Below are 13,974 nucleotides of genomic sequence, written 5' to 3'. Positions count from 1 at the left end.
AGCAAGGGCCCGTCGAACATGCATGTCGCCATCATCGGTTCCGGCGGGATCGGCCGCGGCTACGCCGCCTATCTGACGCAGCAGGGGCATCAGCCGGTGTTGTGGTCACCGAGTGGGGCGGCGGTCGCGGATTTCGCCGGGCGAGCGGACCTGACGGTAACCGGGAAGATCGTCGCATCGCTGCCCATCGCGGTCGCGGCGAGCTGCGCGGAAGCCGTGGCTGGAGCCGAGACCGTCATCGTGGCGGTCCCGGCCAATGGCTTTCGAAACGTGCTGGAGACGCTCTCGGAGCATCTGCAGGCGGGCCAGAGCGTGGTCATCAGCGCGCATAGCTCCTTTGCCGCCCTCCATTTGCACGACCTGTTGGCGAAGCGCGGCATCGCGCTGCCGATTGCCGCCTGGGCGACGACTGCGCTGACCGCGCGCAAGACCGGGCCGCGCAGCGTCAACATCTCCGGCATCCGCGCCCGGCTCGATGTCGCGACCTTGCCGCGGCGCTTCGCAGCGGAAGGGCTCTTGGTCTGCCAGGCATTGTTCGGCGATCGTTTCGAGCCGCGCGAGGACCTGCTCGCCATCATGCTGAGCAACCTCAACCCGCCTGGGCATATGGCGAGCATGCTGTGCAACCTGACCCGCGCGGAAAAGGGCGAGGATTGGCCGAATTACGGGAGCACGACGCAGGGCGTCGGCCGCATCATCGATGCGATGGACGAGGAGCGGCTCACGCTTGCGGCCGCCTTCGGACTCTCGGTGCGCAGTGTGCAGGATCATTACGCCCTGTCCTTCGGCGTCGCGCCCGGCCCGGTCGGCGAGATGGCTGCCGCGGTCTATGCGATGCGTCCGGAGCTGATGGGGCCGAAGACGCTCGATACCCGCTTCATCACCGAGGACGTACCTTTCGGGCTCGTCCCGCTCGAACTGCTCGGCGCGGTCACGGGCGTGGCGGTGCCGCTGCATCAGGCCGGCATCGCGCTGTTCAATGCAGTCTGCGCGCGGGATTTCAGAGCGGAGAACGATCTCCTGCCCGTGCTGAACCTGGGTACCCTTGACGCTGCTGGCCTGCATCGACGATTGCGCGACGGTTGAGGCGGAAACTGGCCGCTGCTGACAGGCGCTGACAAGCAGTGTGCCCACGATAACGCGATGCAGGGTTAAGTCCTGTCCGAAATCGGGTGGTCTGAATGCCTGTTTGCGACAAGAATGCCGCCAGCCAGCTTGAACGAGGAGCCGTCATGTCCGCAGCAGCAAAAGGCGCCATCAGGATCGGCATCGGAGGCTGGGTTTTCGAGCCCTGGCGCGGCAGCTTCTACCCGGACGGTCTCTCCCAGAAGCGCGAGCTCGAATATGCCAGCAGCAAGCTGACCTCCATCGAGATCAACGGCACCTATTACGGCTCGCAGAAGCCGGAGAGCTTCGCCAAATGGCGCGAGGAGACGCCGGACGGCTTCGTCTTCTCGTTGAAGGGGTCACGCTACATCACCAACCGCCGCGTGCTTGCGGAAGCGGGCCCCTCGATCGAGAAATTCATCACGGGCGGCGTGCTTGAGCTCAAGGAGAAGCTCGGCCCGATCAACTGGCAGTTCATGCCGACCAAGGCCTTCGACCCGGCGGATTTCGAGGCTTTCCTGAAGCTGCTGCCGAAATCCGTCGATGGCCGCGCGATCCGCCACGCCGTCGAGGTTCGCCATGACAGTTTTCGCTCGCCGGACTTCGTCGCGCTGCTGCGCGAATACGGCGTTGCGGTCGTCACCGCAGCGGATTCCAAATACACGCAGATTGCCGATGCGACGGCGCCCTTCGTCTATAGCCGCATCATGGGCACGCAGGAGGCCGAACCGAACGGCTATTCGGCCCGAGATCTCGACGCCTGGGCCGAGCGCGCCCGCCTTTGGGCGGCAGGCGAGGTGCCAAAGGATCTCGACACGGTCGCGACGTCCGCGGGAGGGCAGGGCGGGCGCGATGTCTTTCTGTATGTCATCAGCGGCGACAAGATCCGCAATCCGGCTGCCGCAATGGCCTTGATCGAGCGGGTCGGCGGCAAGGGCTAAGGCCCGTCAGGCCGGCTCCTGGCAGACATCGACCCATTCGGCCTTGGTCAGCTCGACCATGCGTTGCGGGCTGATGCGGAGCGCGCTCTGCGTGGATCCAGCGGCCGGCACCACTTCGTCGAAGGCCTTCAGCGTAATGTCGCAATAGATCGGCAGCGGGGAGACAAGTCCGAATGGGCAGACGCCTCCAACCGGATGGCCGGTGATCTCGGTGACCTCGCCGGCATCGAGCATGCGTGGCTTGCCGCCAAAGGCGGCCTTGGCCTTGCGGTTGTCCAGCCGTGCATCGCCGCGCGCGACGACAAGCACGACCCGCTCGCCGATCCGGAGCGAGAGCGTCTTGGCGATCTGCGCCGGTTCGACGCCATGAGCCGCTGCGGCCAGCGAGACCGTCGCGCTGCTCGCTGCAGTCTCGATGATGGCAATGTCCGGCGCATGCTCCGCGAAGAACGAGCGAACCGATTCGAGACTCATGCCGAGGCCTTTCCAAAAAACCAGCGTAGCAGCAGCGCGATCGCCATCGGGATGCCGAAGACGATGAGCAGGATCGGAGCCTCCTCGAGAACCGTGTAGCCGGCGCGGGTTACGCCGACGACGAGATTGATCAGCGAGACCGCGAGCCAGAGCGGGATGAACAGTTTGACCGCATAGGCGATGGGGTGTGCGCTGCTGCGGTTCAGCCGCGGCGCCAGGAACAGCAGGAGGCCGAGCAGCGCAAAGCCGGCTGAGAGCATCTTCATCGTATGCATGCGTCAGGCCTCCTTCGGCCGAAGCGAGAGGGTTTCCCAGGCCGCGACCAGGACCAGGATGAGCGTTGCACCGATACTCAGCGCGAGCGGCGGCAGGATCGCGGCCGTCGGAGCCCAGAGTGCAAGCAGCCCGAGTCCGACGAGGTGCGACAGCGGATACCACCCTGCCGTGACCTTCTTGAAGAGCAGATTTCCGATCACGTAGAAGATCGGCCCCGCGATGACGGCGATCGCCACCTTGAGCTCGGTATGGCCGGTCGGGTGCGCCAGCACGAACTCGTCACCGACGGCGACCAGGATGATCCCGGCGACAAGAGGCAGCGGGATAAGGGTATAGGCGCTGCGGGCCAGCGAGCCCGGATCGTCAGCCGTGGAGATGCGCTGGCTGCCGCGCTCGGCGCCGACATGAAAATACAGCCACCACATCGCGACGGAGCTGAGAAAGGCATTGCCGAAGGCAAGCGAGTTGGGCAGCGTCGCTGCCAGCTTCGATGCGGTGGCGCCTGTCACGAGCACGGATTCACCGAGCGCGATGATGATGAAAAGCGCGCATCGTTCGGCAAGATGCGCGCCTTCGATATCCCATTCGGCGGTACTGGAACGGCCGAGGCCCGGCACCCTGAAACCGATCCAGGGCGAGCCATATTCAAGCGCAAGTGCGAGCGCCCAGAACCCGAAGCGGAGACTGCCATCGGCCAATCCGCCGATGATCCAGAACACGCCGGACAGCGCGAACCAGAGGCATATGCGTTGGAAGTTCCGGTAATTGGCGGGGCTGCGGCCCCTCAGGCTGATCAGCGTGAAGACGCTGCGGCCGAGCTGCATCGCGACATAGGCGCAGGCGAAGATCAGGCCGAGACCCTCGAATGCGCCCGGCAGCGAGGTCGTGAGCACCAGGCCGACGAACATCAGCACGAACAGCATCAGGCGTACCGGCGTCGAGTCGGGGTCGAGCCAGTTGGTCACCCAGCTCGTGCAGACCCAGGCCCACCAGACTGCGCCGAGCAGCAAGGCGGCCTGCGCGAGCCCAAGCAGCGAGAAATGCTCCAGCAAGGCGTGCGAGATCTGCGTGATCGCAAAGACGAAGACGAGGTCGAAGAACAGCTCGACGAAGCTGACCTTGGCGTGTTCGTGAGCTACGCGCGTCCGCAGGGGCGTGCGCCGCTGATGGGTCTGCGTCATGCCGGCCTCGCTCGCGACGCCGGCAGAATAGGGCCAAGCCGCGCCCATGGTCGAGAGCGGCCCTGCCGGCCGCCCGCGCCTCAGTGGCGGAAGTGGCGATGGCCGGTGAAGACCATGGCGAGGCCGGCCTCGTCGGCCGCCTTGATCACCTCGTCGTCGCGCATCGAGCCGCCGGGCTGGATCACTGCCGTGGCCCCAGCCTCGGCCGCGGCGAGGAGGCCGTCGGCAAAGGGGAAGAAGGCGTCGGAGGCCACGACTGAGCCCTTGGCCAGGCTCTCGGCAACGCCAGCTGCCTTTGCGGCCTCGCTCGCCTTCCAGGCGGCGATGCGCGAGGAATCGACACGGCTCATCTGGCCCGCGCCGATGCCTACGGTCGCCTGCCCCCTCACATAGACGATGGCGTTCGACTTGACGTGCTTGGCAACGCGGAAGGCGAAGCGAAGATCGGCGAGCTCGGCCTCGCTCGGCGCGCGCTTGGTCACGACTCTGAGCTCCATGTCGTCAACGACGGCATTGTCACGAGCCTGAGCGAGGAAGCCGCCGGAAACGGTGCGCAGCGCCAGCCCGCCGCCGCGCGGATCGGGCAGGCCGCCGGTCAGCAGCAGCCGCAGGTTCTTCTTGGCGGCGATCATCGCGATCGCCTCGTCATCCGCCTCGGGCGCGATGATCACTTCGGTGAAGACCTCGACGATCTTCCTCGCGGCCTGGGCATCGAGCTTGCGGTTGAGCGCGACGATGCCGCCGAAGGCCGAAACCGGGTCGCAGGCCAGCGCCTTCTCATAGGCCTCGAGCAGCGAGCTGCCGCTGGCGACGCCGCAGGGATTGGCGTGCTTGACGATGACGCAGGCGGCCGAGGCGGCAGGGTCGAACTCGGCGACGCATTCGAAGGCGGCGTCAGTGTCGTTGATGTTGTTGTAGGATAGCTGCTTGCCCTGGACCTGGCGGGCGGTCGCGACCCCGGGACGTTGCTCGGGAGTGCGGTAGAACGCAGCCCATTGATGCGGGTTCTCGCCATAGCGCAGTGTCTCGGCGAGGCTGCCGCCAAGGGCGCGGTAGACAGGAGACGTCTCGGCGAGTTCGTTGGCGAACCAGTTCGAGATCGCCGAGTCGTAGGCGGCGGTGCGGGCATAGGCCTTCTGGGCGAGCTTGCGGCGCAGCGTCAGCGTGGTCGCGCCCTTCTGGCTCTCGAGTTCTCCGAGCACGGCGGCGTAGTCCGCTGCGTCCACCACGACGGCAACGTCGGTATGGTTCTTGGCGGCGGCCCGGATCATCGCCGGCCCGCCGATATCGATGTTCTCGATGCAGTCGTCATAGGAGCGGCCGGCGGCGACGGTCGCCTCGAACGGATAGAGATTGACGACGAGCAGGTCGATCGGCGCGATACCATGGCCGAGCATCGAGGCCTGATGCTCCGGATGCGAGCGGACGGCGAGAAGGCCGCCATGCACCTTGGGGTGCAGCGTCTTGACGCGACCGTCCATCATTTCCGGGAAGCCGGTGAGATCGGAGACATCGGTGACAGGCAGGCCGGCCTCGGCGATTGCCTTGGCGGTGCCCCCCGTCGAGATCAGCGCGATGCCGAGGCGGTGAAGGGCGCGCGCGAATTCGATCAGCCCCGTCTTGTCGGAGACGGAAAGAAGAGCGCGTTCGACGCGGCGAAGCTCAGTCGGCATCGGGACAATCCGGTGTGCAGTGCAATGAAGGCGGCTTGGCGGGGCCCTATCATGCCGGGCCCCGGATGCAAAGTGCGGTGCCCGAAGCCCTGTCCCGCCGTCAAAGCGGCAGTTGTGCCTCGGGTCCGCCCCGTTCATGCGGCCGCGTTGCTCGCGGCGCCGTGCCAACGCGGGTCAAGCGCCAGGTGACCTGCGGCGTCTCGGCAGCGTCGAAGCTGATCGCCAGCTGTTCGGTTCGCCGCTTTCCGTCGGCCGCGGCAAGGAAGATGCTTTCCTCGATCGTGACCACCAGGCCGGAGGCCTCAAACTCCCAGACCTCGCCCGAGGGCAGCGCGAGCAGGGCGCCTTCGCCCTCGCGGATCAGGCTCGGACGGATACCGGGGTGCAGGTGGAAGCGCGCCACGGCCGGCAGTGCTTCCGTTTCCGTGGGCAGGGCAATCTCGTCTTCACCGGTCAGCGTCGCGCCGTCGCGGCTGAGCAGCAACCGGCGGGTGTGCAGCGCGCCGAGATTGCGGCGATAGCCGTCATGGCTCGCGACCCATTCATGACCTGTCTCGCTGTCCTGCCGCGCGACCCGCACGTCGGACGGGCCGGCGACGATGCGGTGCTCGCCGAGCACAAGGCCGAAGGAGGCACTGGAACGCTCCGCCAGGATCACCGTGGAATGGGCTGCGGTGCTGCGCGCGGCCAGCCGGAGCTCGGGCGGTCCGAAACGGCTGGCGCCGCAATTGACGATGATGCGCTGGCTGCCGCTGGAGAACTCGAAGGACAGGCAGCCCGCATGGGCTTCGACCGAGTTGGCGCCTCGCGGCGGTGCGCCGGCATCGACCACCACGGTGCTGCGGCCGGCGCCGAGCCGGTCGTAGCCGGAATAGGCGGCATGTTCGATGGGGCGGGCACGGGCATCGTCATAGGCCGCGAGCGTCGCCATCAGATCGGGCGGGGTAATGCCCATGCCGTTGAAGAGGGCGAGCGAGCCGTCGCCATGCCTGAACAGCCGCAGATGCGGCATCATCCGCTCGATCGCCATGAGCACGCTGCGCGGCGGCTCGAGTCCGCGCGCGACGAATGTCTCGCGCAGGGGCAGGAGATCGAGCAGCAGTTCGATGATCAGCCGGGGATTGCGGCTGAGATGACCGCCATCGGGCAGGATCTGGACGTCGAGCTCATCGGAAAGGGCCGCCTCGGCGCGCCTCAGCCGTCGCTCCTGGCCGTCGAGGCTGATCGCGGCGAAGGTCACGGCGATCAGGCATTGCAGCCGCGCCACGCCATCGACCGCGCCGGAAAGCGCCAGCGTCAGCCGTTCCGTCAGCCCCGCGACATGGCGGATGAAGCGCTCGTAGAACGCGTGGTCTGCGCCCTCGAGCAGGAGTGGCGAATGCGACAGGAAGGAAATCAGACGGCGCGCGGCGACCGCCGGCTGCCTGGCGATCTCACTGCGGTCGTGCCGCCTGGTGATGAACTCATCGACCAGCGCGCGCGCATTGGCGCGGGCGATCGCGGTATCGGCGGCGCGCATATGCCGCAGCCATGAGAAGCCGTACAGCGCCTCGGACCAGCCCTCGCTCGGCGGTAGGCAGTCGAAGGGCGATTCGCCATGGGTTCTCAGCGTGCGCCCGGCGAAGGCATAGTACCCGGAATAAATGTCGCCGGCCGTGGTCGGATCGGCCGTGCGCAAATCATGCGGGGCGAAGAGCAGCCGAGTCGCCTGGACATGGCCGAAAGGCCAGAGCTTCCGTGCGGCGCCGACGAGCTGGCCACGCGTACGCCGCGCAGCCCGACCGATCGCCGCCTGGGCAAGCCCCCTACGCTCAGTCCAGCCGTTCAATGCCCCCGCTCACCCCGTCCCGGTGCGAATCGTCCCGGAGGACGTGGTCGCGCCCTGCGAATCCCAGCTTCGTCATAGCCTGATCAGACGGCTTGCGTAAAATCCTGTCCATCCGGAGAGCCGCGGGGTTTCGCCGCGCAGCTGGTGCGGCAGCGTGCGAAGGTCGCCGGCGGCGTTGATCGCGTCGGGGAGCCCGCCGATTTCCTCGGGCTTGATCGGCACACGCGCAAAGCCCGGGTTCGCGGCGAGGAAGGCGTCGATCTGGTGTTCGCCTTCTTCCGGTTCGAGCGAACAGGTGCAGTAGACCAGGCGACCGCCGGGCCGCGTCAGGCGTGCGGCGGCGTCGAGCAACCGGGCCTGGAGTACGGCCAGCTTGTCGCGATCCTCGGGTGTCTTCGTCCAGGCGACATCGGGATGGCGGCGAATCGTGCCCGTGGCGCTGCAGGGGGCATCGAGCAGCACCGCGTCGAAAGGCTCGGCCTGCCAGGTTGCGGCATCGGCCGCCAGGATCTCGGCCGTGAGCCCGAGCCGTTCCAGATTGGCGCGCAGGCGGCGCAGCCGCGGCGCTGAACGATCGACTGCGGTCACGGAGGCTCCGGCTGCAGCGAGCTGTGCCGTCTTGCCGCCCGGGGCGGCGCAAAGATCGGCGATGCGTTCGCCCGGCCTGGGCGCCAGCAGCAGCGCCGGCAGTGCCGCAGCCGCGTCCTGCACCCACCACTCGCCTTCCGCAAAGCCGGGCAGGCTCGGCACCGGGGCGCGCTCGCGCAGACGCACCGATCCGGTTGGCAGCACGATGCCGCCGAGTTTCTCGGCCCAGCCGGCCGCGTCATCCTTCACGCTCAGATCGAGCGGCGGCTCGTCGGCATGGCTTGCAGCGATGGCGGCGGCCGTTTCATCGCCATAGGCGTTGCGCCAGCTCTCAGCGAGCCAGGGTGGGGTGTCGGCAAAGGGTGCGGCGCTTCCGTTCAGGATCGCGTCGCGCTCGCGGGCAAGCCGGCGCAGCAGCGCATTGCCCAGCGCGACATAGCGGGCCGAACGGGCATCCTCGTGGAGATGGCGGATTGCGAGGTCGACTGCGGCGTGATCCGGCACGTCGAGGAAGAGGATCTGGGCCGCGGCTGCGACCAGAATCGGCTCGAAGGGGCCTGAATTCTTCGGGCTGCCGCGTTCGAGCCGCGCATTGATGGCGTGCTGGATCGTGCCGAGCCGGCGGAAGGCGGTGATGGTGATGGCGCGCGCCAGGGCTGCGTCGGCTGCATCGAGCCCGAAGGCCGGGCTCATGCGTTCATAGGTTTCGTCGAGCGCGGTGCCGGCCCGCAGCACCTCGTCGATCAGGTTTGCCGCAAGGCGGCGCGCCGGCAGACCCGGTGCATCATCGGCCTGCCGCGCGGGAGCAGGCGCTGGTTTCCGGCGCGAATTGTCCTGTTCGGTCATCTCAGCCCCACGGTCCGGGCTTGTGGGAGCCGTTCCATGGGCTCTGTGCGGCCGGGCTGGTGAAACCGCCGGCATTGCGACCCCGGCCGATGCCCATGGCGCGCGCCTGCTCCATCAGGGCGGCGATGCGGTTGCCGGTGTCGGGGTGGGTCGAAAACAGAGAATCCATGCCGCGTCCGCTCAGGGGATTGATGATGAACATGTGGGCCGTAGCAGGCTTGGCCTCCGCCGTCTCGTTCGGAATATGCGCGACGCCTCCGGCGATCTTGGCAAGCGCGTCGGCGAGCGCGACCGGATTGCCGCAGATCTCGCCGCCGAGCCTGTCCGCCTCGTATTCGCGCGAACGCGAGATCGCCATCTGAATCACCATCGCGGCCATCGGCGCGAGCACCGAAATCAGGATCTGCATCAGCAACCCTGGCCGGTTCTCGCGCGAGCCGAAGAACATGCCAAAGGTGGTGAGTGAGGAGATTGCGCCGGCCATGGTCGCGGTGATGGTCATCGTCAGCGTGTCGTGATTTTTGATGTGGGCAAGCTCGTGGGCCATCACGCCGGCGAGTTCGTCATAGCTCAGCGTGCGCAGGATGCCGGTGGTCGCGGCGACAGCGGCGTTCTGCGGGTTCCGCCCGGTGGCGAAGGCGTTGGGCTGCTCCTCGTCGATCAGGTAGACCCTCGGCATCGGCATATTGGCGCGCGCGGCAAGGTCGCGCACCATGCCATAGAGTTCGGGTGCGCTACGCTCGTCGACCTCATGGGCATTGTGGGAGGCGAGCGCGAGCCGATCCGAATTCCAGTAGCTGTAGAGATTGGTCGCGGCGGCGATGCCGAGCGCGATCAGCATGCCGCCCGCGCCGCCGAGCAGATAGCCGACCACGGCGAAGAGCGCGGTGAGGCCGGCCATCAGGATGCCGGTGCGGACGTAGTTCATCGGGGTCCCCTTTGTCGGTTGCGCAGTCCGGGATGGCGAATGCGCTCTCCCCGAATGCAGAATTCGGCCTTATGTGGTGAAGACCATGCCGATCCCGCAAGAGAGCGCTGCGCCGATGCCAAACGACATTGCCAAGGATCAAGCCTTGGCCAAGGGCCAAGCCTCGGCCAAGGATCAAGCTGCGGTCCCGACGAGCGAGACCGATCAGACCAGGAGCCTTTCGCCGGCGGCGCAGCGCGCATTGGCCGAAGCCCAGGCGCGGCGCGCCGAGATCGACGCCAAAGCGGCGGCGGTAAAGCGCGACAAGGAGCTCAACGGCCGCGGCGGTCTCGATCCGGTGCGCTATGACGACTGGGAAGTGAAGGGAATCGCGAGCGATTTCTGAGGGGTGGTTGCCAAGCTCCGCGCCTGCCGTCAAACAGGTCGGGACGGGGACGGATCGGCCACGCATGGATCGCGACACCAAACGCCTCGCCGCCTTGCGGCGACTTCTGACCGAGGCGCATCAGAAACTTGGATTGAAGCTCGGCTTCGCACTGTGGGACGGGAGCCGCATCCCCTCCGCGTGGCCCCAAGACGGCCTTGCGATCGCGATCCGCGACTCCGGTGCCATCGCGGCGCTGCTCCGCAAGCCAAAGCTCGACACGCTGCTTAACCTGCATGTCACCGACCGGATCGCGATCGTGAACGGCACGATCTTCGATCTCGCGGCGGCGCGCCCCGAGGGCAAGGTCGGCCGGCTGGCGCGCGGTATCCCGAAATCGGCGGTTTTCGATGTCGTGCGGCGTTTCCTGTTCGCGCCCGGTGCCGCGCCGCAGGCCGTCGAGCACCTGATGGGCGACAAGGTCGCCCGCGATGGCGCGCCCGCCACCAACAAGGCCAACATCGCCTATCACTACGACGTCTCGAACGCATTCTATCGGCTCTTCCTCGATGAGGAGATGGTCTACACCTGTGCCTATTTCACCGAGGATCATGCCGATCTCGAGCGGGCGCAGCGCGACAAGCTCGACATGATCTGCCGCAAACTGCGCCTGCAACCCGGCGAGAAGCTGCTTGATATCGGCTGCGGTTGGGGCGCGCTGATCTGCCATGCCGCGCAGCATTATGGCGTCGAGGCGCATGGCGTGACGCTTGCGGAGGAGCAGCTCGCGCTGGCTCGCGAGAAGGTCGGGCGGCTCGGTCTTCAGGACAAGGTCATGCTGCATCTCAAGGATTTCACTGAGATGGAGGGGGTCTTCGACAAGATCTCCTCGATCGGCATGTTCGAGCATGTCGGCATCCGCAATCACCCGGCCTATTTCCAGGCGGTGAACCGGCTGCTCAAGCCTCGCGGCCTCTACCTGCACCATACGATCTCGCGGCGGGCCAAGAAGACCGAGCGCGCCTTCAACAAGATGCCGGCCGAGTACCGGGCGCTGGTGCGCTATATCTTCCCGGGCGGTGAGCTCGACCATCTCGGCATGTCGATCGCCAATCTCGAGCGCCATGGCTTCGAGGTGCATGACGTCGAGGGGTGGCGCGAGCATTACCAGCGCACGACGCGGCTATGGTTCGAGCGGCTGAATGCACACAAGGCCGAGGCCGAGGCGGAGATCGGTCCCGAGCGGACGCGGATGTGGCTGCTCTATCTCGCGGGTTGTTCGCTTGCCTTCGAGCGCGGCGGCGCGCTGATCAACCAGACGCTGGTCTCGAAGCGGCGCAAAGGGCCATCCGGTCTGCCGCTGACGCGCGTGGACCTCTATCGCTGAGCCTGCGAAGGCGGGCAAGCAGCCGCCGTGGTCGGCCTGGAGCCGACCATCTCGTCCCGGAATGACATTGTGATCCAGGGATGCCCGGGTCGAGCCCGGGCATGCGCGCAGGGCGCGTCTTACTTCTTCACGAAGAGATCGAGCTTCCCGTAATGTTCGGCGAGCAGGTAATAGAAGGTCAGGCGCGACTTGGTCTTGTCGTCCTTCATGTGCTCGCAGATCGCCTTGATGGTTGCGTCGAGATCGGCGCTCTTGAGGCCGAGCTTCTTCTTCAGGAAGTTCTCGCGGACACGCTCCAGTTCGGCCGCGTCCGCGCAGGCGACGAAGCGGGTGTCAGGCTTGCCCATGACGAGCGCATAGGATTTGGCCATGCCGGCAAAGGCAGCTTCGTTGACGGCCTTCCTGGCGTGTTTCTTGACGTCGGCGAGATGATCCATCGATAGCCCCTGTTGGGCTCGGTGCTTCAGGCCCGAGCGCGATTGAAGTCGTGCACGCAAACGTTAACGTGCTTCTTTGTCGCAGGCGAGAGGTTACGCTAGGCGATGTTGCCTTTTTCGGCGAGGTGACCAGAGCGGTTGCATTGCGTCGGCGAGATGGCGGTCCCCGCTCCGAAACGGGTTGAGCGAGCTGCCTTTGGATGTTGCGATGCAACACCGCGATGGAGCCCGATTCCAGATGAAGCCGACCATCCTGATGGTGCCGCGCTTGCCAGATCGGCTCGTCGCGCGTCTGAACGAAAGCTACACCGTGCTTGGCCCGATGGCGCGCTCAGCTCCGGATGCCTTGCCAGCAGGGTCCGAGGAGGTTCAGGCCCTCCTGACCATCGGAAGCCACAGGACGGATGCGGCATTGATCGATGCCCTGCCAAAGCTGCGGTTGATCGCCTGTTACGGCACGGGTTTCGAAGGGGTCGACCGGGTGCGCGCCAAGGAGCGAGGCATCCTGCTCAGCAATGCCGCCGACAGCAATGCGACAAGCGTGGCAGAGTTTGCGATGGGCCTGCTCCTGGCCAGCGCGCGGCAGATCAATGGCGGGGACCGGTTCCTGCGTGCCGGACGGTGGCAGGGGAATGCGGTCGAGCGGATGGCGCATGTGCCAGGCCTGGCCGATCGCAAGCTGGGCATTTACGGACTTGGCGCCATCGGTGCCCGCATCGCCAGCCGCGCTGCGGCCTTCGACATGACGATCGGCTACCATAATCGTTCGCGGCGCCCTGACCTGCCCTATCTCTATCACGACAGCCTGCTTGGGCTGGCCCACTGGGCGGACCTGCTGGTCGTTGCCGTCCGTGCCAGTGCCGAAAACCGCTACGCGATCAACGCGGAGGTGCTGAAGGCGCTCGGCCCGCAAGGGCATCTCGTCAATATCTCGCGCGGCATCGCCGTGAATGAGTCGGCGCTCTGTGACGCGCTCGAGACGGGCGTGATCGCGGGCGCGGCGCTCGATGTCTACGAGAACGAGCCGCATGTCTCAGAGCGGTTGCGGGCCTGCGAGAATGCGGTGCTGACGCCCCATATCGGCGCCAACGCGCTAACGGCGCAGCATGCCCAGCAGGAGTTGCTCATCAGCAATCTCGCGGCCTTCTTCGCTGGAAAGCCACTGTTGTCGCCGGTCGCCCTCTAGATCATCGGACCGGATATCGTATCCGGTCCGATGATCTAACCTTTTGTGTTTGCATCGGCTTTGTCCCGAAAACCGCAATCCACTTTTCGGGCCGATGCTTCAGGGCAGGACCACGACGGGTGTGCCCATGCGGACGCGGGCATAGAGATCGATCACGTCGGGGTTATGCATCCGGAAGCAGCCAAAGGAGGCTGCGGTTCCGATCGTGCCCGGCGCGTTGGTGCCGTGTATGGCGTATTCTCCGCCCGGCCCGAGACCGATGACGCGGGCGCCCATCGGATTGCGCGGCGAGCCGCCGGCGATGACGTTGGGCAGGTTCGGCTGGGCGCGCTTGACCTCGGCCGGGGGGCTCCAGGCCGGTTCGACGGCGAGCTCCTCGACAAATTTGACGCCACGCCATTGCTTGCCGGCCTTGCCGACGGCGATCTGGTAGCGGATCGCCTCGCCGGGGGCCGTGACGAAATAGAGGCTGCGCTGGCCGGTGCGGATCACGATCGTGCCGGGATGGTAGCGCTGGTCCTGGAACTGGATGAGCTCGCGGGCGAGCGCGGGGCGGCCGGCGAAGGCAAGGGCCAGCAGGGATATCGCGCCTGCAAGCAGCAAGTCGATGGGGGCGAGGCGTCTGGTCACGGTTCATCTCCCGCTTCGGATTCTGCGGGAGATGTGGCGCTGCGACCGTGAATCGGCGGTTGAGCGATATGGTGAAGCCTGGATTCACGATGAATCCAGCGTAAAATCGATCATTCCGATGATCTCGA

13 protein-coding genes and 1 pseudogene are annotated in these 13,974 nt (G+C 66.4%); 5 read left to right on the top strand and 9 right to left on the bottom strand.

The genetic code is table 11. The features are described 5' to 3' along the window. The first annotated feature begins 18 nt into the window (after positions 1 to 18). Both FG93_RS29485 and FG93_RS29480 read left to right on the top strand, forming a co-directional pair. On the top strand, positions 19 to 1,086 hold the full coding sequence (locus tag FG93_RS29485; RefSeq protein ID WP_043242157.1) for an NAD/NADP-dependent octopine/nopaline dehydrogenase family protein: 1,068 nt from the start codon (positions 19 to 21) through the stop codon (positions 1,084 to 1,086). A 146-nt stretch (positions 1,087 to 1,232) separates the two neighbouring features. After that, entirely contained in the window at positions 1,233 to 2,048 is an 816-nt protein-coding gene (locus tag FG93_RS29480) for a DUF72 domain-containing protein (RefSeq protein ID WP_043242214.1), read from the top strand. Positions 2,049 to 2,054: 6 nt separating this feature from the next. Here the strand turns inward: FG93_RS29480 and FG93_RS29475 are convergent, their stop codons facing one another. The 7 genes from FG93_RS29475 to htpX form a co-directional block, all read right to left on the bottom strand. Then, positions 2,055 to 2,522 carry a YbaK/EbsC family protein gene (locus FG93_RS29475; RefSeq protein WP_043242155.1) on the bottom strand — a complete coding sequence of 156 codons (468 nt, stop codon included), beginning with the start codon at positions 2,520 to 2,522 and terminating at the stop codon, positions 2,055 to 2,057. Next, positions 2,519 to 2,797: a hypothetical protein gene (locus FG93_RS29470; RefSeq protein WP_043242153.1), complete on the bottom strand. Its 279-nt coding sequence runs from the start codon at positions 2,795 to 2,797 to the stop codon at positions 2,519 to 2,521. Before FG93_RS29470 ends, FG93_RS29475 begins: the two co-directional genes overlap by 4 nt. Before the next feature lie 3 nt (positions 2,798 to 2,800). Further along, positions 2,801 to 3,979, bottom strand: coding sequence for a low temperature requirement protein A (locus tag FG93_RS29465; RefSeq protein ID WP_043242213.1), 1,179 nt, complete (start codon positions 3,977 to 3,979; stop codon positions 2,801 to 2,803). An 80-nt stretch (positions 3,980 to 4,059) separates the two neighbouring features. Next, positions 4,060 to 5,652, bottom strand: a complete 1,593-nt coding sequence (gene purH, locus FG93_RS29460; RefSeq protein WP_043242151.1) for a bifunctional phosphoribosylaminoimidazolecarboxamide formyltransferase/IMP cyclohydrolase — start codon at positions 5,650 to 5,652, stop codon at positions 4,060 to 4,062. Between the two features lie 100 nt (positions 5,653 to 5,752). Next, positions 5,753 to 7,480: a heparinase II/III family protein gene (locus FG93_RS29455; protein ID WP_043242150.1), complete on the bottom strand. Its 1,728-nt coding sequence runs from the start codon at positions 7,478 to 7,480 to the stop codon at positions 5,753 to 5,755. 72 nt (positions 7,481 to 7,552) lie between these two features. Further along, entirely contained in the window at positions 7,553 to 8,914 is a 1,362-nt protein-coding gene (locus FG93_RS29450) for an RsmB/NOP family class I SAM-dependent RNA methyltransferase (RefSeq protein WP_052514364.1), read from the bottom strand. 1 nt (position 8,915) lies between these two features. Then, positions 8,916 to 9,842, bottom strand: a complete 927-nt coding sequence (htpX, locus tag FG93_RS29445; protein WP_043242149.1) for a zinc metalloprotease HtpX — start codon at positions 9,840 to 9,842, stop codon at positions 8,916 to 8,918. Positions 9,843 to 10,053: 211 nt separating this feature from the next. On the opposite strand from htpX, the pseudogene FG93_RS33990 reads away from it, so the two are divergent. Further along, positions 10,054 to 10,227: pseudogene (locus FG93_RS33990) on the top strand (DUF1674 domain-containing protein); the annotation flags it as partial. A gap of 64 nt (positions 10,228 to 10,291) precedes the next feature. Further along, positions 10,292 to 11,593, top strand: coding sequence for a class I SAM-dependent methyltransferase (locus FG93_RS29435; protein ID WP_043242148.1), 1,302 nt, complete (start codon positions 10,292 to 10,294; stop codon positions 11,591 to 11,593). A gap of 119 nt (positions 11,594 to 11,712) precedes the next feature. Here the strand turns inward: FG93_RS29435 and FG93_RS29430 are convergent, their stop codons facing one another. After that, positions 11,713 to 12,030 (bottom strand): DUF2853 family protein, encoded by a 318-nt coding sequence (locus FG93_RS29430; protein WP_043242140.1) that lies wholly within the window; start codon positions 12,028 to 12,030, stop codon positions 11,713 to 11,715. A 238-nt stretch (positions 12,031 to 12,268) separates the two neighbouring features. Here FG93_RS29430 and FG93_RS29425 point away from each other — a divergent pair, with 238 nt between their 5' ends. Continuing rightward, positions 12,269 to 13,216 carry a 2-hydroxyacid dehydrogenase gene (locus FG93_RS29425; protein ID WP_043242139.1) on the top strand — a complete coding sequence of 316 codons (948 nt, stop codon included), beginning with the start codon at positions 12,269 to 12,271 and terminating at the stop codon, positions 13,214 to 13,216. 99 nt (positions 13,217 to 13,315) lie between these two features. On the opposite strand, the gene FG93_RS29420 is transcribed toward FG93_RS29425, so the two are convergent. After that, the gene (locus FG93_RS29420) at positions 13,316 to 13,846 is read right to left on the bottom strand and encodes a L,D-transpeptidase (protein ID WP_043242137.1); all 531 of its coding nucleotides are present in this window, start codon (positions 13,844 to 13,846) and stop codon (positions 13,316 to 13,318) included. Positions 13,847 to 13,974 lie beyond the last annotated feature (128 nt).

Source organism: Allobosea sp. LC85 (genome assembly GCF_000735605.1).
Classification (GTDB): domain Bacteria; phylum Pseudomonadota; class Alphaproteobacteria; order Rhizobiales; family Beijerinckiaceae; genus Allobosea.
This window is presented reverse-complemented; position numbering and strand designations above follow the sequence as displayed.

What these genes read in the sequence shown, in the direction of transcription:
- FG93_RS29485 (WP_043242157.1), top strand. Translation starts at nt 19, where the DNA reads ATGCATGTCGCCATCATCGGTTCCGGCGGGATCGGCCGCGGCTACGCC.
- FG93_RS29480 (WP_043242214.1), top strand. Translation starts at nt 1,233, where the DNA reads ATGTCCGCAGCAGCAAAAGGCGCCATCAGGATCGGCATCGGAGGCTGG.
- FG93_RS29475 (WP_043242155.1), bottom strand. Translation starts at nt 2,522, where the DNA reads ATGAGTCTCGAATCGGTTCGCTCGTTCTTCGCGGAGCATGCGCCGGAC.
- FG93_RS29470 (WP_043242153.1), bottom strand. Translation starts at nt 2,797, where the DNA reads ATGCATACGATGAAGATGCTCTCAGCCGGCTTTGCGCTGCTCGGCCTC.
- FG93_RS29465 (WP_043242213.1), bottom strand. Translation starts at nt 3,979, where the DNA reads ATGACGCAGACCCATCAGCGGCGCACGCCCCTGCGGACGCGCGTAGCT.
- purH (WP_043242151.1), bottom strand. Translation starts at nt 5,652, where the DNA reads ATGCCGACTGAGCTTCGCCGCGTCGAACGCGCTCTTCTTTCCGTCTCC.
- FG93_RS29450 (WP_052514364.1), bottom strand. Translation starts at nt 8,914, where the DNA reads ATGACCGAACAGGACAATTCGCGCCGGAAACCAGCGCCTGCTCCCGCG.
- htpX (WP_043242149.1), bottom strand. Translation starts at nt 9,842, where the DNA reads ATGAACTACGTCCGCACCGGCATCCTGATGGCCGGCCTCACCGCGCTC.
- FG93_RS29435 (WP_043242148.1), top strand. Translation starts at nt 10,292, where the DNA reads ATGGATCGCGACACCAAACGCCTCGCCGCCTTGCGGCGACTTCTGACC.
- FG93_RS29430 (WP_043242140.1), bottom strand. Translation starts at nt 12,030, where the DNA reads ATGGATCATCTCGCCGACGTCAAGAAACACGCCAGGAAGGCCGTCAAC.
- FG93_RS29425 (WP_043242139.1), top strand. Translation starts at nt 12,269, where the DNA reads ATGAAGCCGACCATCCTGATGGTGCCGCGCTTGCCAGATCGGCTCGTC.